Consider the following 25442-nt stretch of genomic DNA (forward strand, 5'->3'; position numbering starts at 1 on the left):
GAATTCTGTACGCCGCCGTCGGTCTATCACCTGCCTGCAGGTCTTGATATGGCAGCATGGCATTATTGTCTGGTGCCAGTTGTTTCAGGCAAGTGCGCGTAACACCGGTTACACTCGCTGCTCATCATGGGTGCAGCGCAACAGGCATCATTTCAAATCAATCACCAGGAAAGGGAGTGGCGGGTGAGTCACACAGTCATTCGGCAGCTTAGGTTTTTGACAGGTTTTCAGCGTCTGGTGATTGGCCTTGCCCTGAGCGTCCTTCTGGTCGGCTGCTCCAGCTCGCCTTCGAGTGGCGTTCGCGTCGTCGATCGCAACGGTAATCCCGTGCAACAGCGCACGCCGACCACCTCCGGGCAATACGTGGTCAAGCGCGGCGACACCCTGTTTTCCATCGCCTTCCGTTATGGCTGGGACTGGAAGGCACTGGCGGTGAGCAACGCGATTCCTGAGCCCTACACCATCCGCCCCGGGCAGACCATTCGTTTCGACGGGCGCTCGGATGCAGCACCGAATGTGGCCAGCACACCGGTGCGTAGCGGGCCTGTCAGCACGTCGACGTCCGTGACCAGCAGTGGCTCGGGGTCTGTAAAAACCACGGTCATCTCCAGGCCGGTCGCTGTAACGCCAGTGGTCATTCCACCGGCGGCAACCAATGCGCAGACGCCGGCAGGGCGCTCTCCAACGGGCTGGACGTGGCCGGCTAGTGGCGTTTTGATAGGAAAATTTTCTTCAAACGGGAGTTTGAATAAAGGCATTGATATCGCAGGAGATTTGGGACAGCCTGTTTTAGCTGCGTCTGATGGTTCAGTGGTTTACGCCGGAAGTGGACTACGGGGCTACGGCGAATTGATCATCATCAAACACAGTGATACCTACGTCAGTGCCTACGGTCATAACCGCAGGCTGCTGGTACAGGAAGGGCAACAGGTCAAGGCAGGGCAGACAATTGCCGAGATGGGGTCAACGGGGACTGACCGGGTGAAGCTGCATTTCGAGATTCGCCGCCAGGGTAAGCCTGTAGATCCGCTGCAATTCTTGCCACGTCGTTGAAAGTTGTCGGCCTGTTCCCGGCGAAACAGGAACAGGCCCAGGCGTTGCCATGGAAATCAGGTGACGCGGGGGCTTGAGGTCGAACTCACCAAAGGACTATAACAATGGCTCTTAGCAACGAGGCGCCGGAGTTTGACATCGATGATGAAGTGCTCCTTATGGAATCAGGCATTGTCCTGGAGCAGGTGTCTGACGATAAGCAATCGTCAACCGCAGTCTCGGCTCGCGCCAAGGCCAAAACTTCTTCTTCGCTCAAACAGCACAAGTATATCGATTACACCCGGGCGCTAGACGCCACCCAGCTCTACCTCAACGAAATCGGTTTTTCTCCTCTGCTGTCTCCGGAAGAAGAAGTTCACTTTGCGCGTCTGTCGCAACGTGGCGATCCTGCCGGCCGCAAGCGCATGATCGAAAGTAACCTGAGACTGGTGGTCAAGATTGCCAGGCGCTATGTCAATCGCGGCCTGTCATTGCTCGACCTTATCGAAGAAGGCAACCTGGGGCTGATTCGGGCTGTCGAAAAATTCGACCCTGAGCGTGGCTTCCGTTTTTCTACCTACGCCACCTGGTGGATTCGCCAGACCATCGAACGGGCGATCATGAACCAGACGCGAACCATTCGTCTGCCGATTCATGTCGTCAAAGAGTTGAACGTCTATTTGCGGGCTGCCCGTGAGCTGACCCAGAAGCTCGATCACGAGCCCTCTGCCGAAGAGATCGCCCACCTGCTGGAAAAACCCGTAAGCGAGGTCAAGCGCATGCTGGGCCTTAATGAGCGGGTGTCCTCGGTGGATGTGTCGCTGGGCCCGGACTCGGACAAGACACTGCTCGACACCCTCACCGACGATCGTCCAACCGATCCATGTGAATTGCTGCAGGACGACGATCTGTCGCAAAGCATCGATCAGTGGCTTTCGGAATTGACCGAAAAGCAGCGTGAGGTCGTGATTCGCCGCTTTGGGCTGCGTGGTCATGAAAGCAGCACGCTCGAAGATGTAGGCCTTGAAATCGGTCTGACCCGTGAGCGTGTCAGGCAGATTCAGGTCGAGGGTCTCAAGCGCCTGCGTGAAATCCTCGAGAAGAACGGTCTTTCGAGCGAGTCTCTTTTCCAGTAGATCGCCTGGCGGATAAAAGGCCGATAGCAACTGGCTTGTTGCTATCGGCCTTTTTGCATCTGCATACTTGCATTGCGCTATCGTGACAGTAGTGGCTATAAGGCTAATCGTTACTTATAAAACTGGCCCTTTGAGATCAACTAAGTACTGTGTAAGTCATTGCTTACGCAGGCTGTAAGTTTTTACTGTTTTAAGCTGCTGAATTGTGCGAATTCAGACTCGTTAAATTTTTATAATTTTGATTTAAAAGGGATTTTTAAAGGATGTGCCGTATTTTGACATGTCTGGTGTCGGTTACAGGGATTGCTCTTGGCTGAGAAATCACTACTATCGGAACTGTGCCAACGGAGCGGCACAGGCCCTCAAGGATGAAGGCCGGAATGGACATCGCAGGATGCGATTCATCAGGACGATGAAAGGGATCAAAGGGACAAGGGAAAAAATGTGGGCGGTCATACCGCCCCTTTTTTTGCCTGCAGAAAAGTCGTCAGCATCCGATATGCAAAAGGCCCGCAAGGGGCCTTTTGGTTAACGTTCCAGATCAGCGATCTTGCCGGGCTTGCCGTCCCATTCCTCAGCATCGGGCAGGGCGTCTTTGCGCTCGGTAATGTTTTCCCAGATTTCAGCGAGTTCAGCGTTGAGCTCGATGAAGTTCTCCATGCCAGCCGGAATCTCGTCTTCCGAGAAAATGGCTTGCGCCGGGCATTCTGGCTCGCAGAGCGCACAATCGATGCACTCGTCCGGGTGGATCACCAGGAAATTCGGGCCTTCGTAGAAGCAGTCCACCGGACAGACTTCTACGCAGTCGGTGTACTTGCACTTGATGCAGTTGTCGGTGACGACGAAGGTCATTTCTAATTCTCTCCTCAGGCGGCGGCAGCATCGCTGTATCAGACAGGGATACCGGGTTCGGGAGGTTATCGCCCGAGCCGTATGAAAACATGTGCTTTAAGTGAGCGGTCTCAAGGCGGGTGGCTGTGTCCGCCTGCCGCTGACCTTTGGTTCGCTACGTTCTCACGCGGCCCGGATAGCTGCTTGACCAGGCTAAATGTCAAGAGCATTCCAAAACCGCGCGGGATTCTAACAGTATGTAACGCTCTGCGTCACAGGCGAGTTTGCAATGAGTACAACAAATCCAGCGCCTGGCGTGGGGTCAGGTCGTCGGGTTTGAGGCGCCCAAGCTCTTCAAGCACCGGATGAGGCAGGCTGGCAAACAGATCGCTTTGCTGGGGGGCGGCAGGTTTGCCGGGCCTGGCCTTGGGTTGCTCGTGCGGCAGGCTGGTGGTCTCCAGACGTTGCAGATGCTCTTTGGCCCGGCTGATTACGCGGCCTGGAACGCCTGCCAACTGGGCCACGGCGAGGCCGTAGCTCTGGCTGGCCGGCCCCGGCAGAACCCGGTGCAGGAACACGATGCGTTCGTTGTGTTCGGTGGCATTAAGGTGAACGTTGCTCACCAGCGGCTCGCTTTCGGGCAATACCGTCAGCTCGAAATAGTGCGTTGCAAACAGCGTGTAGGCGCGTAGCTGGGCGAGACATTCTGCCGCAGCCCACGCCAGCGACAGGCCATCGAAAGTGCTTGTGCCGCGCCCGACTTCATCCATCAGCACCAGGCTGCGCTCGGTGGCGTTGTGCAGAATGTTGGCGGTTTCGCTCATTTCGACCATGAAGGTCGAGCGCCCGCCGGCCAGGTCGTCACTGGAGCCAATACGGGTAAAGATCCGGTCGACCAGCGACAGTTCGCAACTGGCTGCTGGCACATAGCTGCCGATGTGCGCGAGCAGTACGATCAGCGCGGTCTGGCGCATGTAAGTCGATTTACCGCCCATGTTCGGGCCGGTAATGACCAGCATGCGGGTGTTGTCGTCCAGCGCCAGATCATTGGCCACGAAGGGGCTGGACAGCACCTGCTCGACCACCGGGTGACGGCCTTGCTCGATCTTCATGCACGGTTGCGCTACGAACTGCGGGCAGTTGAGATCCAGATTCAGGGCCCGTTCCGCCAGGTTGCTCAATACATCGAGTTCAGCCAGGGCAGCGGCGGTGTCCTGCAGCGGCGCCAGGTGGCCGATCAGGTCTTCGAGCAGTGCCTCATAGAGTATTTTTTCCCGGGCCAGGGCACGGCTCTTGGCCGACAGCGCCTTGTCTTCGAACTCTTTGAGCTCGGGCGTGATAAAGCGCTCGGCGCCCTTGAGCGTCTGCCGGCGTATATAGTCGGCGGGTGCCTGTTCGGCCTGCTTGCTGGGCAACTCGATGAAATAGCCGTGCACGCGGTTATAGCCCACCTTGAGGTTGGCCAGGCCCGTGCGGGCTTTTTCGCGGGTTTCCAGGTCGATAAGAAACTGACCGGCGTTTTCACTCAGCGACTGCAGGTCGTCCAGCTCGGCGTCGTAGCCAGTCTTGAGCACGCCGCCATCGCGAATGACCGCTGGCGGGTTATCGATGATCGCGCGTTGCAGCAGTTCGGCCAGTTCCGGATAGGTGCTGGTGGTGCGCGCCAGTTGTTGCAGATGCGGTGCCTCAAGCGCTGCCATGGCCTGTTGCAGTTCGGGCAGGGCGCTCAGGGCGTCACGCAGGCGCGCCAGGTCGCGCGGACGGGCATTACGCAGGCCGATACGCGCCAGAATGCGCTCGATATCCCCGATTTCCTTGAGCTGCGGTTGCAGACCCTCGAAGCGATACTGTTCCAGCAGGCAGGCAATGCCGCTCTGTCGGGCCTGGATCACCGGAAGATCGCGCAGCGGGCGATTCAGCCAGCGAATCAACAGTCGCGTGCCCATGGCGGTCTGGCAGCGGTCGACGACCGACAGCAGGGTGTTGTCGCGGCCGCCGGCCAGGTTGGTGTCCAGTTCCAGGTTACGGCGGCTGGCACCGTCCATGATGACCGTGTCGTCCAGGCGTTCATGGCGCAGGCTGCGCAAGTGCGGCAGGGCAGTACGCTGGGTTTCCTTGGCATAGCCCAGCAGGCAGCCGGCGGCGCCGATGGCCAGGGTCAGGTTTTCGCAGCCGAAGCCCTTCAGGTCCTGCGTCGAAAACTGCTGGCACAGGCTCTTGTGCGCCGAGTCGCGCTCGAAATCCCAAGGTGCACGGCGTCGCGCACCCCGACGTTTTTCGGCCGGCAGACCCTGCGGCCAGTCATCGGGGATCAGCAGCTCGACCGGATTGATCCGCTCCAGCTCTGCCAGCAGGGTTTCCCAGCCCTTGAACTCCTGAACGCTGAACAGGCCGCTGGTGATATCGAGCACCGCCAGACCGAACAGGCGCTCGTCGCCCAGCACGGCAGCCAGCAGGTTGTCGCGGCGTTCGTCGAGCAAGGCTTCATCGCTGACCGTGCCCGGCGTGATGATTCGCACGACCTGGCGCTCCATCGGGCCTTTACTGGTCGCCGGGTCGCCGATCTGCTCGCAAATCACCACCGACTCGCCCAGTTTTACCAGCTTGGCCAGGTAACCCTCGGCGGCGTGGTAGGGAATTCCGCACATGGGGATGCTCTGGCCGGCTGACTGGCCGCGCGCGGTCAGGGTGATGTCGAGCAACTTTGCGGCTTTCTTGGCGTCTTCATAGAAGATTTCGTAGAAGTCGCCCATGCGGTAGAACATGAGTTGGTCTGGATGCTGATTCTTCAGTCTCCAGTATTGCTGCATCATGGGGGTATGCGAGGATAGATCGGAAATGGCTTTATTCATCAGTGGCTTAGGGCAAATTCGTAAATAGATGGGGCAACGCCAAGGGGCAAAAGCGTTTCTCGGCTTGCAACAAGAAATGTCGGCTGGCGGCTGAGTAATGGGCGCAAGATTACCATGTGCGCGGGGTCGGTGCAGGTATGCGCCGGGCTGCTGCGAAGGATGCCCACACATTTGTCCGGGTATGCAACGCCTTGCGTGTGTGTAGACTCGCCAACCGTTGGCTACCCCTCGATTCGTCAGGCGTCGATCACTTTTTTTTCCTGTCAGGAACTGCACCATGGATGACATTACCCGGCTTGCCGACGCGCTTGGCAGGCATCTCGGATCGCTCAAGGCTCAGGTCAGTACCGCCGAGTCCTGTACCGGTGGCGGCATTGCCGAGGCCATCACCCGTATCGGCGGCAGCTCGGCCTGGTTCGAGGCCGGGTATGTGACCTATTCCAATGCCCAGAAAACCCGTCAGCTTGATGTGCCCGAAGCGCTGTTCGACTCGGTGGGGGCGGTCAGCGAAGAAGTGGTGCGGGCAATGGCGGCCGGGGCGCAGCGTCATAGCGGCGCACGTTTTGCGGTGTCGGTCAGCGGTGTGGCAGGTCCTTCGGGCGGTTCGCCGCAAAAGCCTGTGGGCACGGTATGGCTTTGCTGGGCTGACGGTCAGCAGGTCATCGCGCAGTGTCATCACTTTGCCGGGGACCGCGATGAGGTGCGCCGACAAACGGTAAAGGCTGCGCTAGACGGGCTTATCCAGCTTTGTATCGGTGAAAAACCAAAACAGGGGTAGGCGAGCGCTCAACGCTGTGGAATAATACTGGCTACTTATACAGTTGTCGTGGCCGCAAGGCCTTTAATGAATTTGATTACGTGAGGACTTCAATGGACGAGAACAAGAAGAAAGCCTTGGCTGCGGCCTTGGGTCAGATCGAGCGTCAGTTCGGCAAAGGTGCCGTGATGCGCATGGGTGACCAGGACCGCCAGGCTATTCCTTCGATCTCCACCGGCTCGCTGGGCCTGGACATCGCCTTGGGTATCGGCGGTCTGCCACGCGGCCGTATCGTCGAAATCTATGGTCCTGAGTCGTCGGGTAAAACCACGCTGACCCTGTCGGTCATCGCTCAGGCGCAAAAACTGGGTGCCACCTGCGCCTTCGTCGACGCCGAACACGCCCTGGACCCTGAATACGCCGGCAAACTGGGCGTCAATGTCGATGACCTGCTGGTTTCCCAGCCGGACACCGGCGAGCAGGCTCTGGAAATCACCGACATGCTGGTGCGCTCCAATGCCGTCGACGTGATCGTGGTCGACTCCGTGGCCGCTCTGGTGCCTAAAGCTGAAATCGAAGGTGAAATGGGCGACATGCACGTGGGCTTGCAGGCTCGCCTGATGTCCCAGGCGCTGCGCAAGATCACCGGTAACATCAAGAACGCCAACTGCCTGGTGATCTTCATCAACCAGATCCGCATGAAGATCGGTGTGATGTTCGGTAGCCCGGAAACCACCACTGGTGGTAACGCCCTTAAATTCTACGCTTCGGTTCGTCTGGATATCCGTCGTACCGGTGCCGTGAAAGAAGGCGACGAAGTGGTCGGTAGCGAAACCCGGGTCAAGATTGTCAAGAACAAGGTTGCACCGCCTTTCCGTCAGGCGGAGTTCCAGATCCTGTATGGCAAGGGCATCTACCTGAACGGCGAAATCATCGACCTGGCTGTTGCGCATGGCTTCCTCGAAAAATCCGGTGCCTGGTATAGCTACAAGGGCAGCAAGATTGGCCAGGGCAAAGCTAACTCGGCCAAGTTCCTTGCTGAAAATCAGGAAATCGCCGGCGCCCTCGAGAAGCAGATTCGTGACAAGCTGCTCAATGGTGGCCCTGTCGCTGCTGATGCGCGTGCTGTGGACATCGATGAGTCTGCTGATGATGTGGCCGAAATCGACGCCGACGTCTGATTTTCGATCATGACTACCGTGCTCGATACCCTCGTCGCTGTACGGCGCACTGCAATGGACCTGCTCGCACGTCGCGAGCACGGTCGTGTCGAGCTGACGCGCAAATTGCGTCAGCGCGGCGCTCCCTCCGAAATGATCGATGCTGCTCTGGATCAACTGGTCGAAGACGGCCTGCTCTCTGAAGCCCGCTACCTTGAAAGCTTTATCGCCTACCGTGCGCGCGCAGGGCAGGGCCCTTTGCGGATTCGCGAAGAGCTGAGCCAGCGCGGTCTGGCGCGGGGTGATATCGAGCAGGCATTGCGCGAGTGCGACATCGACTGGCGGGCAGGGCTGGAAGAAACCTGGCAGCGCAAGTTTTCCGGCAAGCTACCGACCGACATGCGTGAGCGTGCACAACAAACCCGGTTTTTGAGTTATCGGGGTTACCCGATGGATTTGATCGGCCGCTTGTTGAGCGGCCGTGGTGGTGATTTCGACTGAGTCGATGCTTAGTCGATATTCAGTGACTCATGTGCATGGGCCTCGCTGGAGGGCGGTGCATCAGCCCGGTTCTGCGGCAGGTTGATACAGTCGATCAGCTCTCGCAAGCGCCCCTGCTGGCGACCGGTAAAGTTGAATGTCAGCCGGGTCAGGTGACTGAAAGGCGCTTCTTCGTGCTCTTCGGGTTTTAGCCCTGACTGCTGGAATCCTTCGCTCAGGCACAAATCGGCAAATGTGTGGCGTATATGCTCAAGTGCGGCATCGCTGAGTGGATGGCGCATGCGCAGCACAAAGGTCTTTTTCAGCCAGCGGCTGGAGTGGAAGTTGCTGTAGAAACGGTCGATTTCTTCGACTGCCTGTTCAGGGCTGTGAACCAGGCGCAGCAGTTTCAGGTCGCTGGGCAGAATGTAGTGGTTGTCCTCCAGTTGCGCCTTGATGAAGTCAAGCGCGCCTTGCCAGAAGCCACCGCCTGGTGCGTCGAGCAGCACAATCGGCACCAGTGGGCTCTTGCCTGTCTGAATCAGCGTCAGCACTTCCAGGGCTTCATCCAGGGTGCCGAAGCCGCCAGGGCAGAGCACCAGCGCATCGGCTTCCTTGACGAAAAAAAGTTTGCGGGTAAAGAAAAAATGGAAGGACAGCAAATGCTCGCTGCCTTCTATCGTCGCATTGGCGTGTTGCTCGAACGGCAGGGTGATATTCAGCCCTAGGCTGTGGTCAAGACCGGCACCTTCGTGAGCCGCCGCCATGATGCCGCCACCGCCGCCGGTAATGACCATCATGTCCGACTCGGCCAGGCGTTTGCCCAACTCGCGGGCCAGGGCGTAAAGCGGGTGTTCCAGCGGTGTGCGTGCCGAGCCGAATACAGTGACTTTGCGGCGCCCCTTGAATTGCTCCAGGGCACGAAAGGCGTTATCCAGTTCACGCAGGGTCTGCAAAACAATCTTGGCATCCCAACGGTTGCGGTCGTCCTCGGCCATGCGCAAAACGGTAAGAATCATGTCGCGGTACAGCGGCAGATTGGCGCTGCCAGGGGAAAGCAGGTCGAGATGCTGCTGAACCTGATCGGTGATGTCCAGGCCCTTGTCCTGAAAGTGCCGGGACAGAACATCGTTAGGTACGTACGGCATTTAAGTGTTCTCCTTCTGCAAAATCGGCGTGGCGTTCCGCTGCATGCCTGCCCAAAGATTATCAAGGTTTATAGATAGCCGCTCGTCGGTCTGCCCGATGCCTGTACATCGCTCTGATTTACTCAATTGGAGACAGGTTTCAATCGCAGGTTTGCAGAATCTGTTGACGGAGCGTGGCGATGATTGAGGTGCAGGGAGGCTGCAGATGGTAATCATCAGGCTGGAAGTGGACCAGGCGTTGTATGAAGTGCTTGAACAGGCAGCTCAGGCTGATCGTCTGACGCTGGGTCAGGAATGCCTGCGCCGTTTGCGCAGTGAAGAAACGCGCTCACGCTACGTTCAGGCATTGATCGCTGAGTTGCGCGCCGACGATGAACAGCGGCGCGCGACCAGGCGAGTGCAGGTGATGGGCAAGCGCTAGTGCTTACTTTTTAGCCTTGGCCGCAGGCTTGGTGATGCAGTCGGCGTTGACGAACGACTGGCTGATGACCGGCCTGTTGGTCTTGTACTCGGTGAACTGATACTTGAGCACGGCGCCCTTGGTCATCAGTTGGCGATAACCATTGTTGTGGCAGACGCTGTTGGCCAGTTGAGCGCGAACGGTGTCCGGGTTGGCGCGCATCTGCCGGGCCTGCCCTTCACGCACGCTCAGGTGATTGATCAGCTCGTTGCCGCTGACCGTATAACCCTGGTCGAGAATGTCTTCGTTGATAGCGCGTGGTGTTCCGACACTGCTTTGCTGGGCGACTTGCTCCAGCATCTTGCTCAATTCGTACTCTTGTTTCGACGCCGCCTGGGCACCCAGAGGGGCTGCGAGCAAAAGCATGAGGGTGGGGGCGATAAGGCGCAGCATTGAACTCTCCTGATACGGTGGCTGGCGCTTTGACCAGCGACCTGGGTGTGCGTTCACAACCAGGTGCAGCATTATAAAGGCTGCGTGCCCCGAATCCCATCGGGCCAAAAACGCTCATGGCACAGGCTCTGATAAACTGCGCGCACTTTCAGTCCTGTCGGGTTATTCGTTGTGCCGATGCTTTCCTCCTGCGAGTGTGTCTCGCAATGAGCCACGCCGTATCTCGCCTGCGCGACGAGCGCCTGGCACGCAGTACCAAGCCATTCATTGCCCGGGGTTCCCGGGCGCCGCGTTGTCCTGGCTGCCGGGTGATTTTCAGCTATTGTCTGTGTGCCTGGCGCACGCAGGCCTCTGCCATGTCGGGCATGTGCCTGTTGATGCATGACACCGAGCCCTTGAAGCCAACCAATACCGGGTGGTTGATCGCCGATGTGATCAAGGATACCCACGCATTCGGCTGGTCGCGCCTGGACGTCGATCAACGGCTGCTGGCACTGCTCGATGATCCGCAATGGCAGCCTTACTTGGTGTTCCCCGGTGAGTTTGTCGCTCAGGATAGGGTGGTCAGTGAAGTTGCTCCGGTATCCGGCAAGCGTCCGCTGTTTATCCTGCTGGACGCCACCTGGCCAGAAGCGCGCAAGATGTTCCGCAAGAGCCCGTACCTGGAGCGCTTTCCGGTCTTGAGCCTAGCGCCAGAGCAAATCTCGCGGTATCGCCTGCGTCGCTCAAAGCGAGACGATCACTTCTGCACTGCTGAAGTCGCTGCGTTATGTCTGGAGCTGGCAGGCGATATGGATGCCAGTCAGCAGCTCGACGCTTATCTGGATGTGTTTACCACCCATTATCTGGGTGCCAAGTACCAGAATCCGATTGATCCGGACGATGCGGTGCATAACCGCCTGAAGGCCTGGCTTTGAGCTGAATGCCTTAAAGGCCAACTGCCATACTCTGGCCGGATCACGCTTGACCACTAGGGCCTGGCTGGGCATGCTTGGCGCCGCCCCGAGTCGCGCAGGGCCGCTGAGCATTTGCCGACATTCGCAGCGGCCTGATCGGGTATTCGTACTCAGTATAAAAACAGGATCAAATAATGACCTACGATATCCTGATCGCCGATGATCACCCGCTGTTTCGCAGTGCGCTGCGCCAGGCACTGAGCTTGGGCCTGGGGCCACAGGCACAGCTGGTCGAAGCAGACAGCATCGCGCAGATCGAATCCCGATTGGCACAGAAGGCCGATTGGGATCTTGTGCTGCTCGACCTGAACATGCCGGGCGCGTATGGGTTCTCCGGGCTGGTCCTGCTGCGCGGTCAATACCCGCAGATCCCGGTGGTGATGGTCTCGGCGCAGGAAGAGGCCTCCATTGTCGTGCGTTCTCGCGAATTCGGCGCCAGCGGCTTCATTCCCAAGTCCAGCCCGCTGGAGACCATTCAGCAGGCTGTTCGTGCGGTGCTGGATGGTGATGCCTGGTGGCCGCCGCAAGTGGATGAGGCAGTCAGTGTATCGGCCGAGGCCAAGGTTGCCAGCGCAGGTCTTGCCAGCCTGACGCCGCAACAATTCCGGGTGCTGACCATGGTCTGCGAAGGCTTGCTGAACAAGCAGATTGCCTATGAACTCAGTGTTTCGGAAGCGACCATCAAGGCGCATGTCACGGCGATCTTTCGCAAGCTCGGGGTGCGCACCCGTACTCAGGCGGCGCTGCTGCTGCAACAGCTGGAATCAATCCCGGCACAATAATGAGGCGGGGTTCACGTTTTTTTGACAGGGCCCGCCTTAATTTCGCTCATCTTTTTTGCATGGCAGTTCTTTGTATGTCGCCTTTCAAGGGCCAGACCGGCCTTAAACGTATTTTCAATGCTGCCGGCTATTCGTTCGACGGCCTGAGCGCCGCCTTCAAGGGCGAAGCTGCTTTTCGCCAACTGGTGCTGATCAATGTCGTTTTGATCCCGCTGTCGTTCTTCCTCAACGTCAGCCGGGGCGAACACGCATTGTTGATTGCCGTGTGCCTGTTGGCGCTGATCGTCGAGTTGCTCAACTCGGCGGTAGAAGCGGCCATCGACCGCATTTCTCTGGACCTGCACCCCTTGTCGAAGAATGCCAAGGACATGGGCAGCGCTGCGCAACTCATTGCCTTGAGCATGATTGCACTGGTCTGGGCAGTGATCCTGCTCGGCTAATAAAGGCTGGGCAACACGATCTGGTCGCTGCGCTGTACGCCTGCGGTAAAGGCGCGGCACAGCTCCAGAAACTCACGCATCGCCGAGGTCTGGTACTTCTGTTTGTGCCAGATGAAGTAGAACTGTCTCGACAGGTCCAGTTCTGGCGTGTCCAGTGCCACCAGGCTGCCACGGCGAAAGGCATCGCGCAGGGCAAGTCTGGAAATACAGCCGATTCCCAGCCCTGATTCGACCGCACGTTTGATGGCCTCGGTATGCTCCAGTTCCAGGCGCACGTTCAGGCCATTGCGATGATGACGCAGGGCCTGGTCGAAGGTCAGGCGGGTGCCGGAGCCTTGCTCACGCAGGATCCAGGCTTCACGGGTCAACTCCTCGAGTGTGGCCTGGCCCTTGATGGCCAGCGGGTGCTGGGGCGCGCAGAACACCACCAGTTCGTCCTCGACCCAGCTTTGCACCTCGATGTCCGGGTGGCTGCAGTCGCCTTCGATCAGGCCCAGGTCGATTTCATAATGCGCAACCTGTTGCACGATGTGTGCGGTGTTCTGCACGTGCAGCTTTACCTGGCTTTCCGGGTGGCGCTGCATGAAGCTGCCGATCAGCAAGGTGGCCAGGTAGTTGCCGATGGTCAGCGTGGCCCCGACCGCCAGCGAGCCGAACCCCGACTTGCCATTGAGCAGGTCTTCGATTTCCTTGGCCTGGTCGAGCAGAGCCACCGCCTGGGGCAGCAGTTGGCGCCCGGTGGCGTTGAGGCTCAGGCGCTTGCCGGCGCGGTCGAACAGCTGGCAGCTCGACTGGCGCTCCAGCTCGGTGATCGAGGTGCTGGCAGCCGATTGCGACAGCGACAGCATGACCGCCGCCTTCGAGACGCTTTCTTGCTGAGCGACGGCCACGAAGACCTGAAGTTGACGCAGAGTAAATCGCATATCTATATAACCGATAACCCATATCTTGATAATCCAGTTAACAGATATTGTGTCTGCCACTAGAATGTCGCGCAATAGCGCCTGTGCCGGCGCGAGCGATTTTTTCAGGAGTTTGCACGTACATGAGCAACATGTATCACGAGCGCGTCCTCAGCGTTCATCATTGGAATGACACGCTCTTCAGCTTCAAGTGCACCCGTGACCCGGGCCTGCGCTTCGAGAACGGTCAATTCGTCATGATCGGTCTGCAGCAGCCCACTGGTCGTCCGCTCATGCGTGCCTACTCCATTGCCAGCCCGAACTGGGAAGAGCATCTGGAATTCTTCAGCATCAAGGTGCCCGATGGCCCGCTGACCTCGCAGTTGCAGCACCTCAAGGAAGGCGATGAAATCATCATCAGCAAAAAGCCTACCGGCACGCTGGTGCTCGACGACCTCAAGCCTGGCAAACACCTGTACCTGCTGAGCACCGGCACTGGTCTTGCGCCGTTCATGAGCGTTATCCAGGACCCGGAAACCTACGAGCGTTACGAGAAAGTCGTGCTGGTGCACGGCGTGCGTAACGTCAACGAGGTGGCTTACCACGAGTTCATCACCGAGATCCTTCCGCAGAACGAGTTCTTCGGTGAGGCGCTGCGTGAAAAACTGATCTACTACCCCACTGTGACCCGCGAGCCGTATCGCAACCAGGGTCGTCTGACCGACCTGATGCGCAGTGGCAAGCTGTTCAGCGATATCGGCCTGCCGCCGATCAACCCGCAGGACGACCGCGCCATGCTATGCGGCAGCCCGAGCATGCTGGATGAAACCAGTGAAGTGCTCAACAGCTTCGGTCTGACCGTTTCGCCGCGCATGCGCGAGCCGGGCGACTACCTGATCGAGCGCGCCTTCGTCGAGAAGTGATTGGCGCCTGAATGAAAAACCCGCCGCCTCTTGTCGAGCCGGCGGGTTTTTTATTGGCAGGCCGGTACGACTTCCAGCACCCGAATCAGTCCGGGCTCGGGATAATGCCAGCGCACATCCAGATCCCAGAACTGCGCACCATAACGGCGCTCCGGCGTGGGTACTTGATAAGCCGGGCGCGGGTCCTGGGCCAGGCACTGCTCGATCAGCTCGACCAGCGGCTCATTCAGGCGCAGGGCGTGACTGTTAGCCTGTTGCAGGGCGTTGTCCTGCCACTGCACCGGGATCAGTGTCGGCGCTGCACTGGCCATCTCGTTACGCGCAGCGCTGACGATGTCGGCGTAAGGCACGTAAGGTTTGATATCCAGCACTGGCGTGCCATCGAGCAAATCGATTCCCGACAACCACAGGCGACCCGGCTCGACCTTGTCCAGACGCACCACCGACTGGCCGATACCATTGGGGCGGTGCGTGGCGCGGGTGGCGAACACGCCCATGCTCTGGTTGCCACCCAGCCGCGGCGGCCGTACCTTCAGGCGTGGCGTCGCTTCCAGCGCCTGATGGAACACGAACAATAACCAGACATGGCTGACCTGCTCCAGGCCTTGCACGGCATCGCCCTGATCGAAGGGCGCCACCAGTTCCAGCACGCCACGCGCTGCCGGAGCCAGGTGCGGCTGGCGCGGAATGGCGAACTTCTCCTTGAAGCACGAGCGCACAAAGCCGACCGGCGAGACGCTGTAGGTCATGGCTGGGCAGGGCGTACGCGCAGGGTCAGGCCCTTGAGGAAGTTACGCAGCAACTGGTCGCCACACTCGCGGTAGTTGTTATGCCCCACCTTGCGAAACAGCGCGCTGAGTTCCGGCTTGGACACCGGGAAGTCCACCGAGGCCAGAATGGCGTGCAGGTCTTCTTCTTTGAGTTCGAAGGCCACGCGCAGTTTTTTCATGACAATGTTATTGGTGACCGGCAGTTCCAGCGGCTGGGGCGGGCGGCTTTCGTCCTTGCCACGCTTGAAATACACCAGGCCATCGAGAAAATGCGCCATCAGCTCATCGGGCAGTACGGCGTAGCCCTCGTCCTCTTCTTTTTTCAGGTAGGCGGCGACTTCTTCGCGGGTCAATTGGCAGCCTGCCAGCTTGAGAATATCGACGATCTTGAAGTCGCTGATATCAAGCATGTAGCGCACGCTGCGCAAAATGTCGTTGTTGATCATGGAAGCAGAAATCCTTTCAGGTGTTAGCCTGGAAAACGGTTATCAGAATTTTTCCGAGGCGGTCATGTAGCGCCACTGGCCTTCAGGCAGCTTGCCCATGGACACGCCGCCGATACGAATACGGCGAATGGCGACGATTTTCAGGCCAACGGCGCTGCACAGCTGGGCGATGACGTCGGGTTGCGGGTTCTTCAGGGCGAAACGCAGGCGGTTCTCGTTCTGCCAGCTGGCTTTGACCGCCGGCAGCTCCTTGCCTTTGTGGGTGACGCCGTGGTTCAGGCGGTTGAGGCCGTGGGCGACCATCTCGCCGCTGACTTCAACCACGTATTCCTGTTCGATACGGCTGCGATCGTCGGTGAGCTTGCGCAGGATTTTCCAGTCCTGGCTGAACACCACCAGGCCACTGGCGTTGGCCTGCAGGCTCGATACCGCCTCCTGGCGCAAAAAGTGGCCCTTGAGCACGCGCTTGCCGTAGCTGTGTTCGACCGACAGGGTGCCGGGGGTAATCGAATTGAGCGCAGCATCCAGGCTTTGGCTGGCTGGCTTGTGCAGGATCAGCGTGACCGGGTCTGGCGAACTGGCCACTGCGTCGGGATTGAGCACGACTTTTTGATTGTCGACCTTGAATTGCGGCTCCTCGATCACCTGGCCATCGACGGTTACCCAACCGCCTTCGATATACAGCTCGGCTTCGCGACGCGAGCAACCGGTCAGCTCGATGAGGCGTTTGGAAAGGCGTAGAGGTTCAGACATGAAAGGCAGCCGTTTTAAAAGAGTAGAAAGGCGTCATTGTACGCATGCGCGCCCGGTTAATGTGTGTGGTGCGGTTCTGGGTCAGATCCGTCGGTGCCTGGCCAGTCCCAGGCGCAGCATCGGGTAGGGCTGGTCCAGCCCGTCCACCGGGCTGCGGCTTATCTGTTTGAAGCCGTGCTTGATATAAAAACCCAGTGCTTGAGGGTTCTGCTCGTTGACGTCCAGGTGGCGAATATTGAATTGCTCGATGGCGTGTTTGAGCAATTGCGTACCCAGCCCCTGGCCACGGTATTGGGCGTCAACGAACAGCATTTGCAGTTTGCCCGGGCTGACGCCCGCAAAACCTGTGATCAACCCCTGTTCGTTACGCGTGCAGAACAGCAGCACGGTGTCCAGGTACTGCTCCAGCAGCAGACCTTTGAGGCGTTGCAGATAGGGTTCAGGTAAAAAATCATGAGTGGCGCGCACCGCGCTTTCCCAGACTTCGATCAGCCGTGGGTAATCGTGCTTGTCAGGGCGATGGAAATCCATGCCGGATAACTCCTGCGCAAAATAAAAAACCCCGCCGACGGCGGGGCTTGATGGCACCGGGTCGGGGTTACAGCGGTTCGGCCCACAGGTCGTATTCGTCGGCGTCGGTGACCCGGCACATGATCTTGTCGCCCGGCTTGACCTGGCTGTCGTCCTCAAGACCAATGTAGACGTTACCGTCGATTTCCGGGGCGTCGAAGAAGCAACGTCCGACGGCGCCGCGCTCATCGACTTCGTCGATCAGTACTTCGATTTCTTTGCCGATCTTCATTTGCAGGCGAGCAGCACTGATAGCCTGTTGATGGGCCATGAAGCGATCCCAGCGATCCTGCTTGACGTCATCGGGTACGATTTCGGCATCCAGCAGGTTGGCCGGTGCGCCTTCGACCGGCGAGTACTGGAAGCAGCCGACGCGGTCGAGCTGGGCTTCGGTCAGCCACTCCAGCAGGTACTGGAAATCTTCTTCGGTTTCGCCCGGGAAGCCGACGATAAAGGTCGAGCGGATGATCAGCTCCGGGCACTGCTCGCGCCAGTTCTTGATCCGCGCCAGGGTCTTGTCTTCGAAGGCCGGGCGCTTCATCAGCTTGAGCACTTTCGGGCTGGCGTGCTGGAACGGAATATCCAGGTACGGCAGGATCTTGCCGGCCGCCATCAGCGGAATCAGCTCGTCGACGTGCGGGTACGGGTACACATAGTGCAGACGCACCCAGACGCCCAGCGAGCTGAGCGCCTGGCACAGTTCGGTCATGCGGGTCTTGACCGGCTGGCCATTCCAGAAGCCGGTGCGGTACTTGATGTCGACGCCGTAGGCGCTGGTGTCCTGCGAGATCACCAGCAGCTCTTTGACACCCGACTTGACCAGGCGCTGGGCCTCGTCGAGCACATCGCCCACCGGACGGCTGACCAGCTTGCCGCGCATCGACGGGATGATGCAGAAGCTGCAGCTGTGGTTGCAGCCTTCGGAAATCTTCAGGTACGCGTAGTGACGCGGTGTCAGCTTGATGCCTTGTGGTGGCACCAGGTCGATCAGCGGGTTGTGCTCGAGGTTCGGGGGGGCCGCCGAGTGAACGGCGGTGACGACCTGCTCGTACTGCTGGGGACCGGTGACCGACAGCACGCTGGGGTGCACGTTGCGGATCACGCTTTCGTCGACACCCATGCAGCCGGTGACGATGACCTTGCCGTTTTCGGCGAGGGCTTCACCGATAACTTCCAGCGATTCAGCCTTGGCCGAATCGATGAAGCCGCAGGTGTTGACCACCACGACATCGGCGTCCTGATAGGTCGGCACGACTTCGTAGCCTTCCATGCGTAGCTGGGTAAGGATGCGTTCGGAGTCTACAAGGGCCTTTGGGCAACCCAGAGAGACGAACCCGACCTTGGGGGCGGATGGAGTAGCGGTGGACATGGCGAACCTCGGCGTAAAGGGGGAGGCCTCAACGCACTGCGCGGGCTCCGACGTGGACGCTGGACGCGTCTCTGGTCAAAAAGTGCGCAATTCTAGCGATCAGCCGGTGACATGACCAGCGCTTCATGGAGAAATAAGACGAATGCTGCGCTCGCCGGTAATGAAAGCCCTGATGGTGATTGGGGCTTTCTCCGACTGAGGCCAGATATCGATCAGGCACAAGCTTCATCTGCGCGATGGGACACGACCTTGGACATGCCTACGCCTAGTGCTTGAAGCACTTTTAAAATCGTCGAAAGCTTCGGGTCACCGCCAACTGCTATGGATCTGTAGAGGTTGCCTCTAGCCAGTCCAGTGCTCTGAGAAAGACTGACCATGCCGCCTCTGGCTTCTATAAGGCGACGGATAGCAACAAGAAACGTGTCCTCTCCACCTTCTTCATCGATTTCTTCGAGGGCCACAGAAAGGTATTCGATGGCAAAGGCTTCGTCGTCTCGAAGCATTTCAAGAACGCTTTCCTCATGAGAGCGAGTATGAATTGTCATTTCTTTTTTACCTTGTGAGAGTTCCAGAGAGCCTTGGCTTGATTGATATCATTCTGCTGCTTGTTTTTCGAGCCACCGCCTAAAAGGAAAATGATTTTTCGGTCCTGAACCGCGTAATACAGGCGAAAGCCTGGACCGAAATCCAGTTTCATCTCATAGACCCCATCGCCTACGGGCTCAGTGATACCAAAATGGCCCAAGGAAGCCCGGTCCACTCTTGTGGTAATTCTTGCCTTGGTACGGTTATCTATAATCGTGTCGAGCCAGGCTTGATAGATGTCGACTCCATTGGCAGACAATACGTGTCCCACGCTGTACATCAAAAAATGTACCTTAAAAGAGACATTGCGTTGATTGAATTTCCTTATCGCATACGGAGAGGGTACGAGCAAGTGCTGAGCGCTTGATCAGGATCGGGAGCTGTGCTGACAGAGAAATAAGACGAGTGCTGCGCTATGCTTCGCGCCGTTGTGCGTGGAATCTGTCAAGAACGCGTACAAGTACAATTGTTTCCTGTTGTTTAGCGCAAATGCGGCTCAGGTCAGGTTCAAGGTCGCAGGTTCCGGTTTCGGGAGTATTCGATGAGTCATGCAAGTAGTCAGGCCGGAACAGGAAGTGCCGCCAAACCATTGGGATTGCTGATTGCAGCGGTGGGAGTGGTGTACGGCGATATCGGCACCAGCCCGTTGTATACCCTCAAGGAAGTGTTTCAGGGGGGTTATGGCGTCGAGGTGACCCACGACGCTATTTTCGGGGTTTTATCGCTGATCTTCTGGTCGCTGATCTGGGTGGTGTCGTTCAAATACATGGTGTTCATCCTGCGTGCCGACAACCAGGGCGAAGGCGGGATCATGGCCCTCACTGCGTTGGCCCGGCGGGCCACGGCGCGCTTTCCACGGCTGCAAATGGTCATGGTCGCCTTCGGGTTGTTCGGGGCCGCCTTGTTCTACGGCGACAGCATGATCACGCCTGCGGTGTCGGTGTTGTCGGCAATGGAAGGGCTGGAGCTGGCCTTCGACGGGCTGGATAACTGGATCGTGCCGATGGCGCTGGTGGTGCTGGTGGGTCTGTTTCTGATCCAGAAGCACGGCACAGCACGTATCGGCGTGCTGTTCGGGCCGGTGATGGTCGTCTGGTTTCTGGTGCTGGGGGCGCTTGGGGTCTATGGCATCCTGCACACGCCAGAGGTCTTGCAGGCGGTCAACCCGGTCTGGGCAGTGCGCTTTTTCATTGTGCACCCCGGTATCGGTGTGGCGATTCTGGGGGCGGTGGTGCTGGCCCTGACCGGTGCCGAAGCCTTGTATGCCGACATGGGGCATTTCGGCCGCAAGCCGATATCCCGTGCCTGGTTCATTCTGGTGTTGCCGGCCTTGCTGCTCAATTACTTTGGCCAGGGCGCACTGGTGCTGGAGCATCCGGAAGCGGTGCGCAACCCGTTCTACCTGCTGGCGCCGGGCTGGGCCTTGCTGCCGCTGATCGCGTTGTCGACCCTGGCGACCATTATTGCCTCGCAGGCGGTGATTTCCGGGGCCTTTTCTATGACCCTGCAAGCCATTCAGCTTGGTTACATTCCGCGCATGTACATCCAGCACACCTCCAGTGATGCCCAGGGGCAGATCTACATTGGTGCGGTGAACTGGGCGCTCATGGTTGGCGTGATTCTGCTGGTGATCGGCTTCGAGTCTTCTGGCGCGCTGGCGTCGGCCTATGGCGTTGCGGTCACCGGCACCATGCTGTGCACCACTTTCCTGGTGTCGTCGGTGATGTTGCTGTTGTGGAAGTGGCCGCCATTGCTGGCTGTGCCGCTGCTGATCGGGCTGTTGCTGGTCGACGGTCTGTTTTTTGCCGCCAACGTGCCCAAGGTCGTGCAGGGCGGGGCTTTTCCGGTGCTGGCGGGGGCTGCGCTGTTTATCCTCATGACCACCTGGAAGCGTGGCCGGCAACTGTTGGCTGACCGGATTGACGAGGGTGGGCTGCCGCTGCCGATCTTCATCGGCAGTATCCGCGTGCAGCCTCCGCATCGGGTGCAGGGCACGGCGGTGTTCCTGACCGCACGGTCCGACGCGGTGCCGCACGCCTTGCTGCATAACATGTTGCATAACCAGGTGCTGCACGAGCAGGTGGTGCTGCTGACCGTTGTGTATGAAGATCGCCCGAGGGTGCCGGCGCATGAGCGTTTCGAGGTTGAAGCGTATGGCGAAGGTTTCTATCGGGTGATTCTGCACTTCGGTTTCATCGATGAGCCGGACGTGCCTCAGGCGCTGGGCTTGTGCCATCTCGATGAGCTGGACTTCAGTCCCATGCGCACCACTTACTTCCTCAGTCGCGAGACGGTGATCCCGTCGAAGATGGTTGGTATGGCGCGTTGGCGCGAGGCGCTGTTCGCGTTCATGCTCAGAAATGCCAACGGTAACCTGCGCTTCTTCAAGCTGCCGTTCAACCGGGTGATCGAACTGGGTACTCAGGTCGAGATGTAAATAAAAAAGCCCCGGTCACCTTGTGGTGCCGGGGCTTGGTATTACTTCGCCGTTACGGCTTGCCCTGCCATTTGTTGATCGCCTGAATCAAGCGTTTGGCCAGGGCCGGGTAGTTCTCGTCAAAGTGGTGACCGCCCGGCAATTGCAGGGCTTCACCCACGGCAGTGCTGTCGGTGCAGCCGCTGTCTTTCTGCTCTTCTACGCCGTACACGCACAGCACTTTGCTGGCGGGCAGTTTGGCCATTTCCGGCCCTGTCTGGGCCTCGGTGCCCTTATTGCCCAGCCAGCCGTCGACGTGAATCTCGAAGTTGCCGCTGCGCGCAAAGGCCAGCAGGATGATGCCGTCTACACGTGCCTGATCTTCCGGCGCCATGCGGTTATAGACCGCTGGCAGCACGTCTGCGCCAAACGAGTAGCCGGCGAGGATAAAGCGCTTGGCGCCCCACTTTTGCCGGTAATGGTTCATCAGGTCGGTAAGGTCGGTGGCAGTCTGCTCAGGTGACTTGCGCTCCCAGTAGTAGCGCAGCACGTCGATACCGACGACCGGATAGCCCATGCCGGCCATGTCACCGGCCACCACTTTATCCAGGTCGCGCCAGCCGCCGTCACCTGACAGAAACAGGGTCACGGTGTCGCTGGGTTGTTTGGACGGCACCTCAACGGTCGGTACGCCCAGGCCACCGGCATCGTTTTCGCCGAGCAGCAGGTGACGCAATTCAGTGGTCAGGACCTGCGGCAGCGGAATGTCATAGTCGCTGATGCTGGTGTCGGCGTTAGGTTGATCGCGCACGAACGCCGCGCTCGGATCGTCCGGCGCATCGTTGAAGGCGGCCAGCCAGTGACCGTGCGGGGCCTTTTGTGGCAAAGGCTCGTCACAGATCTGTGGCGGGGTGTCGCCTTCGTCGACCACCGGTGGCGGGTTGGAGACATGTTGCAAGGCAAAGCCTACCGAAATGGCCTGGGCCTTGTCGTCGGTCTGTGTCGCCAGCCAGCGCCAGGCCAGTGTTCCGCCATGGCCGATGCCGCCGACCACATTAGCCGGGCCGTCGAGCTGTTGCAGTGCGGCCTGGAAGGTCTTGCCTTGCAGTACACAGTCATCGGCCGGCAAGACGACCTGCACAACACGTGCAGAAGCGTCAGTACCCAATGCCTGCAATTGCTTGTCGCTGAGTTTGTCCTTGTCCGAAACGGCCAGGGCAATACGGGTCTTGACCCGTCCGGCCGGCGTTACGCGGGTCACTGCGGCGCCGTCGGCCAGGGTCAGTTGTTCAAGGGTTGCCGGTGTGGCAGGGCGCTGCCAAAGCCATACGCCCAAACCTGCGATCAGGACAATCGCCAGTACCACCAGCGCATAGCGCCATAAGCGTCGAATCATCAGCGTTTCACCAATCCAGTCAGGCCGCCTGCGATCAAGGCGGCGGTATCAGCCAGGGCCACCAGCGGATCGAGTCCGGCTGGTACGGCCATGTAGCGAGGTTCCCAGTCGGGCTGGAACTTGTCCTTGAAGCGCCGCAGCCCCTGAAAGTTGTACAGCTGTTCGCCGCGCCGGAACACCATCGAACCCAGGCGCTGGGTCAGCGGTGCACCACGCCGTGGTTGCAGGCCCGACAACGGCACCATGCCGAGGCTGAAGCGGCTGTAGCCCTGGGCTTTGTAGTATTGAATCAGGCCGATCATCATGAATTCCATGGTCGACTTGGGCGCGTCGGGGTGGGCGCGCATCAGGTCGAGGCTGGACAAGTCCAGGCTGGTGGTTTCCAGCAGGTTGGCAAACGCCACCGGTTTGCCCTGAAAACGGATGATGGCGACACGAAAATGCTGCAGATACTCCGGGGTGAAACGCCCGAGAGAGAAGCCTTTTTCGCGTACGTTCTTGCCGCTCAGCCAGGCATCGGAAATGACCTTCAACTCTTCCAGCGGCGCCTGACCGGCCTCATGAATTTCCAGCGACAGGCCATCGCGGCTGCCACGGTTCCAGGTGTAGCGCAGGTCTTTCATCTCCTTGCCCTTGGCGTCGATGTCAAAGCGGCGCAGGTCGACGCGGGCTTCTTCACCCAGCTTGATCGCGGTCAGACCGATGTCCATGTAGTAGGGCAGATTCTCTGCGCGCACCTGATAAAACACCGGGCGGGCATGGTGCACGTCGCACAGGTCGCGAAACTGCCAGATCATCTCGGCACGTTGACGCGCCGGGCCGATTGGATCGTACAGCGCCACCAGGCTGCGACCGCGATGCGAATACATCAGGAACGCGTTGCCGTCCGGATGAAACAGGATCGCTTTGTCGCCGGTCAGTGCCAGGCCGCCGTCAGGCTGGCTGGAGCTCTTGAGGATCGCGGCAGCCTTGGCCAGATCCTCTGCATCGGGCAGCTTGATGACCGGGCGCGCAGTGCGCAGCAGCCAGGTCAGGCCAACCACAAGCAGCAGCACGGCGCTGCCCAGTGCCGAGCGCAGGCCCCGAGGCGCATCGGCATCGAGGGTGAACTGCCACCACAGCTGGTGGCTATAGGGCACGTCCTGGTAGGCAAACAGCAGCAGCCAGATCGATGCACCCACCACACAGAAACTGGCAATCAGGTACAGCGGCGAGAACGGTAGCTCCAGCAGCCGGCTGGGACGATAGAACGAGCGGCGGAAGGTCGCCAGCAGCGCAGCAGTCAACAGCAGCAGGCTGGCTTCTTCCCAGTCAAAGCCCTTGAGCATCGACAGCACGGCACCGACCAGCAACAGAATCACAGTCAGCATCCAGGCGGCAGACAGTCGACGCCGCAAGCCTTGGGCCAGCAGCAGGCACAGCACGCCGACCAGGCTGGCGACAAAGTGCGAAGCGTCGATCAAGCGGTGCGGGAGCATGAAGCCGACGTTTTCAAGGCGAGTGTCGATTTCGGGTGTAGCGCCGGAGAACAGCAGGACTACACCAGAAAGAAACACCAATAAGGCCAGGATCGGCGCGGCCAGACCCGAAGCCACGCGCATGGCCTGACGGGTCGGCAGCAGACGCTGTGCCTCTGTGAATAGAAGTGTCAGGCAGGCCAGCAACAACGGCAGGACTACATAGATCAAGCGGTACAGCAACAGCGCTGCCGCGAGTGGCGCGGCGCCCAGTTCATTGGCAAACGCGGCCAGCAGGACGGCTTCGAACACGCCAACGCCGCCCGGCACATGGCTGAGCACGCCAGCGGCAAGGGCCAGCAGGTAGATGAGCATGAAGGCGCCCAGCGGCGGCGCTTCTGGCAGCAGCATATACAGCACCAATGCCGCAGCGGCGACGTCCAGCGCGGTGATCAGCAACTGCACCAGTGTCAGGCGCTGGTCAGGCAGGCGCAGCGAGCGGCGTCCGGCACGTACCAGCAGGACATGAGGGATGTCCTGTTCGGGCAGGCGCCGGCGATACACCGCATAGGCCAGCACCGCGCTGCCGACCAATACCGCAATGGCGATACCGGCCAGCAGATCGACTGGCAGTTTCAGGGCCAGCGAAGCGCCGGACAGGTTGCTCAAGGTGGCGATGGCGGCCAGCGGCGGCAAGGCACAGCCCAGCGACAAGCTGGCAAACACCGTCATGCGGGCGATTTCGACTGCGCCTATGCCGTGCCTCGAATACAAGCGGTAGCGCACCGAGCCGCCAGACAGCATCGATAACCCGACCGCATTGCCGATCGCAAAGGACGTGAAGCCGCCAAGCAACAGGGTGCGAGCGGGCAGCTTGACGCCGGCATAGTAGCTGGCTGAAAACTCGTACCCCATCAGGATCACATAGCCGATCACCGCGGCCAGCAGCGCGCCACCCAGTGAAGGCAAGGGCACGGCGTACATCGCATCGCGCAGCGCATAGAAGTCCATTTCGATCAACATGTGCCGGCAGGCAATCAAGGCCATGCCGAACAGCACCAGCATCACCGCCAGGCCAATAGGCTGGCGATATTTGCTCAGGCGCTCCAGCCACTGGAGACGCGCGGGTTGGATCGGTTGAGTCGCCGTTACGGCTTCGGGAGTCTCTGACGAGTTATCGCGCATCATTCGTTTCCTGAAATGTGCGCGACAGGGTTGAGGTCTACAGCCAAGTTACCGATCCCTACGCAAAAATATGTCGAGATGTTAGCGCGTCAGCGGCTAACGAGCGAATAGCCAGTGGAGCAGGGCAGAGTTGTTCAGGTGTGATTCAGTTGTATCCCAGCCTAGACACAAAGGTATCGGCAGTGCAGGAAAAAACTGTCGGACAGGACACATCCGGTTACCGCGCCGATGATAGGGTTTTCC

General features: G+C 59.2%; 25 protein-coding genes. 11 read left to right on the forward strand and 14 right to left on the reverse strand.

Annotated elements, in window-relative coordinates; genetic code table 11:
- Positions 1-183: 183 nt before the first annotated feature.
- Complete coding sequence (locus tag ACYP2A_RS24430) at positions 184-1053, forward strand: peptidoglycan DD-metalloendopeptidase family protein (RefSeq protein ID WP_459748751.1); 870 nt, start codon at positions 184-186, stop codon at positions 1051-1053.
- Positions 1054-1157: 104 nt separating this feature from the next.
- Positions 1158-2168: an RNA polymerase sigma factor RpoS gene (gene rpoS / locus ACYP2A_RS24435; protein ID WP_459748509.1), complete on the forward strand. Its 1011-nt coding sequence runs from the start codon at positions 1158-1160 to the stop codon at positions 2166-2168.
- Between the two features lie 528 nt (positions 2169-2696).
- Here rpoS and fdxA read toward each other — a convergent pair.
- Together fdxA and mutS are read right to left on the reverse strand one after the other, a co-directional pair.
- On the reverse strand, positions 2697-3020 hold the full coding sequence (fdxA, locus tag ACYP2A_RS24440; RefSeq protein ID WP_459748510.1) for a ferredoxin FdxA: 324 nt from the start codon (positions 3018-3020) through the stop codon (positions 2697-2699).
- Positions 3021-3271: 251 nt separating this feature from the next.
- Positions 3272-5839, reverse strand: coding sequence for a DNA mismatch repair protein MutS (gene mutS, locus ACYP2A_RS24445; RefSeq protein WP_459748752.1), 2568 nt, complete (start codon positions 5837-5839; stop codon positions 3272-3274).
- Between the two features lie 289 nt (positions 5840-6128).
- On the opposite strand from mutS, the gene ACYP2A_RS24450 reads away from it, so the two are divergent.
- The 3 genes from ACYP2A_RS24450 to recX all read left to right on the forward strand — a co-directional run bounded on the left by ACYP2A_RS24450 (position 6129) and on the right by recX (position 8269).
- On the forward strand, positions 6129-6629 hold the full coding sequence (locus tag ACYP2A_RS24450; protein WP_459748511.1) for a CinA family protein: 501 nt from the start codon (positions 6129-6131) through the stop codon (positions 6627-6629).
- A gap of 92 nt (positions 6630-6721) precedes the next feature.
- Positions 6722-7789: a recombinase RecA gene (recA, locus tag ACYP2A_RS24455; protein ID WP_459748512.1), complete on the forward strand. Its 1068-nt coding sequence runs from the start codon at positions 6722-6724 to the stop codon at positions 7787-7789.
- A 9-nt stretch (positions 7790-7798) separates the two neighbouring features.
- Positions 7799-8269, forward strand: coding sequence for a recombination regulator RecX (recX, locus tag ACYP2A_RS24460; protein WP_459748513.1), 471 nt, complete (start codon positions 7799-7801; stop codon positions 8267-8269).
- An 8-nt stretch (positions 8270-8277) separates the two neighbouring features.
- Here the strand turns inward: recX and ACYP2A_RS24465 are convergent, their stop codons facing one another.
- The gene (locus tag ACYP2A_RS24465; RefSeq protein WP_459748514.1) at positions 8278-9396 is read right to left on the reverse strand and encodes an LOG family protein; all 1119 of its coding nucleotides are present in this window, start codon (positions 9394-9396) and stop codon (positions 8278-8280) included.
- A 205-nt stretch (positions 9397-9601) separates the two neighbouring features.
- Here ACYP2A_RS24465 and ACYP2A_RS24470 point away from each other — a divergent pair, with 205 nt between their 5' ends.
- On the forward strand, positions 9602-9817 hold the full coding sequence (locus tag ACYP2A_RS24470) for a hypothetical protein (RefSeq protein ID WP_459748515.1): 216 nt from the start codon (positions 9602-9604) through the stop codon (positions 9815-9817).
- 3 nt (positions 9818-9820) lie between these two features.
- Here the strand turns inward: ACYP2A_RS24470 and ACYP2A_RS24475 are convergent, their stop codons facing one another.
- On the reverse strand, positions 9821-10249 hold the full coding sequence (locus ACYP2A_RS24475; protein ID WP_459748516.1) for a quorum-sensing-regulated virulence factor family protein: 429 nt from the start codon (positions 10247-10249) through the stop codon (positions 9821-9823).
- A 206-nt stretch (positions 10250-10455) separates the two neighbouring features.
- On the opposite strand from ACYP2A_RS24475, the gene ACYP2A_RS24480 reads away from it, so the two are divergent.
- The 3 genes from ACYP2A_RS24480 (at position 10456) to ACYP2A_RS24490 (ending at position 12427) form a co-directional block, all read left to right on the forward strand.
- A complete protein-coding gene (locus ACYP2A_RS24480; protein ID WP_459748517.1) occupies positions 10456-11166 on the forward strand; it encodes a tRNA-uridine aminocarboxypropyltransferase in 711 nt (236 codons plus the stop codon).
- A gap of 170 nt (positions 11167-11336) precedes the next feature.
- Positions 11337-11987, forward strand: coding sequence for a response regulator transcription factor ErdR (gene erdR / locus ACYP2A_RS24485; protein WP_459748753.1), 651 nt, complete (start codon positions 11337-11339; stop codon positions 11985-11987).
- 74 nt (positions 11988-12061) lie between these two features.
- The gene (locus ACYP2A_RS24490; RefSeq protein ID WP_459748518.1) at positions 12062-12427 is read left to right on the forward strand and encodes a diacylglycerol kinase; all 366 of its coding nucleotides are present in this window, start codon (positions 12062-12064) and stop codon (positions 12425-12427) included.
- Here ACYP2A_RS24490 and ACYP2A_RS24495 read toward each other — a convergent pair.
- The gene (locus tag ACYP2A_RS24495; RefSeq protein WP_459748519.1) at positions 12424-13350 is read right to left on the reverse strand and encodes a LysR family transcriptional regulator; all 927 of its coding nucleotides are present in this window, start codon (positions 13348-13350) and stop codon (positions 12424-12426) included. The two genes, ACYP2A_RS24490 and ACYP2A_RS24495, sit on opposite strands and share 4 nt — an antisense overlap.
- Before the next feature lie 122 nt (positions 13351-13472).
- Here ACYP2A_RS24495 and fpr point away from each other — a divergent pair, with 122 nt between their 5' ends.
- Positions 13473-14252 carry a ferredoxin-NADP reductase gene (fpr, locus tag ACYP2A_RS24500; RefSeq protein ID WP_459748520.1) on the forward strand — a complete coding sequence of 260 codons (780 nt, stop codon included), beginning with the start codon at positions 13473-13475 and terminating at the stop codon, positions 14250-14252.
- A 50-nt stretch (positions 14253-14302) separates the two neighbouring features.
- On the opposite strand, the gene tsaA is transcribed toward fpr, so the two are convergent.
- The 7 genes from tsaA to ACYP2A_RS24535 form a co-directional block, all read right to left on the reverse strand.
- Positions 14303-15001, reverse strand: coding sequence for a tRNA (N6-threonylcarbamoyladenosine(37)-N6)-methyltransferase TrmO (tsaA, locus tag ACYP2A_RS24505; protein ID WP_459748521.1), 699 nt, complete (start codon positions 14999-15001; stop codon positions 14303-14305).
- Complete coding sequence (locus tag ACYP2A_RS24510; RefSeq protein ID WP_459748522.1) at positions 14998-15468, reverse strand: YehS family protein; 471 nt, start codon at positions 15466-15468, stop codon at positions 14998-15000. The genes tsaA and ACYP2A_RS24510 overlap by 4 nt, the downstream gene beginning before the upstream one ends.
- Before the next feature lie 42 nt (positions 15469-15510).
- Positions 15511-16221 (reverse strand): rRNA pseudouridine synthase, encoded by a 711-nt coding sequence (locus ACYP2A_RS24515; protein WP_459748523.1) that lies wholly within the window; start codon positions 16219-16221, stop codon positions 15511-15513.
- An 81-nt stretch (positions 16222-16302) separates the two neighbouring features.
- The gene (locus ACYP2A_RS24520; protein WP_459748524.1) at positions 16303-16752 is read right to left on the reverse strand and encodes a GNAT family N-acetyltransferase; all 450 of its coding nucleotides are present in this window, start codon (positions 16750-16752) and stop codon (positions 16303-16305) included.
- A gap of 67 nt (positions 16753-16819) precedes the next feature.
- On the reverse strand, positions 16820-18160 hold the full coding sequence (gene rimO / locus ACYP2A_RS24525; protein WP_459748525.1) for a 30S ribosomal protein S12 methylthiotransferase RimO: 1341 nt from the start codon (positions 18158-18160) through the stop codon (positions 16820-16822).
- Between the two features lie 212 nt (positions 18161-18372).
- Positions 18373-18705 (reverse strand): helix-turn-helix domain-containing transcriptional regulator, encoded by a 333-nt coding sequence (locus tag ACYP2A_RS24530; RefSeq protein WP_459748526.1) that lies wholly within the window; start codon positions 18703-18705, stop codon positions 18373-18375.
- The gene (locus tag ACYP2A_RS24535; RefSeq protein WP_459748527.1) at positions 18702-19025 is read right to left on the reverse strand and encodes a type II toxin-antitoxin system RelE/ParE family toxin; all 324 of its coding nucleotides are present in this window, start codon (positions 19023-19025) and stop codon (positions 18702-18704) included. Before ACYP2A_RS24535 ends, ACYP2A_RS24530 begins: the two co-directional genes overlap by 4 nt.
- A gap of 261 nt (positions 19026-19286) precedes the next feature.
- On the opposite strand from ACYP2A_RS24535, the gene ACYP2A_RS24540 reads away from it, so the two are divergent.
- Positions 19287-21182 carry a potassium transporter Kup gene (locus ACYP2A_RS24540; protein ID WP_459748528.1) on the forward strand — a complete coding sequence of 632 codons (1896 nt, stop codon included), beginning with the start codon at positions 19287-19289 and terminating at the stop codon, positions 21180-21182.
- Positions 21183-21234: 52 nt separating this feature from the next.
- Here ACYP2A_RS24540 and ACYP2A_RS24545 read toward each other — a convergent pair whose 3' ends face one another.
- Entirely contained in the window at positions 21235-22557 is a 1323-nt protein-coding gene (locus ACYP2A_RS24545) for a virulence factor family protein (protein WP_459748529.1), read from the reverse strand.
- Complete coding sequence (gene mprF, locus ACYP2A_RS24550) at positions 22557-25199, reverse strand: bifunctional lysylphosphatidylglycerol flippase/synthetase MprF (protein ID WP_459748530.1); 2643 nt, start codon at positions 25197-25199, stop codon at positions 22557-22559. The genes ACYP2A_RS24545 and mprF overlap by 1 nt, the downstream gene beginning before the upstream one ends.
- Positions 25200-25442 lie beyond the last annotated feature (243 nt).

This window comes from Pseudomonas sp. 3A(2025) (assembly GCF_054589175.1).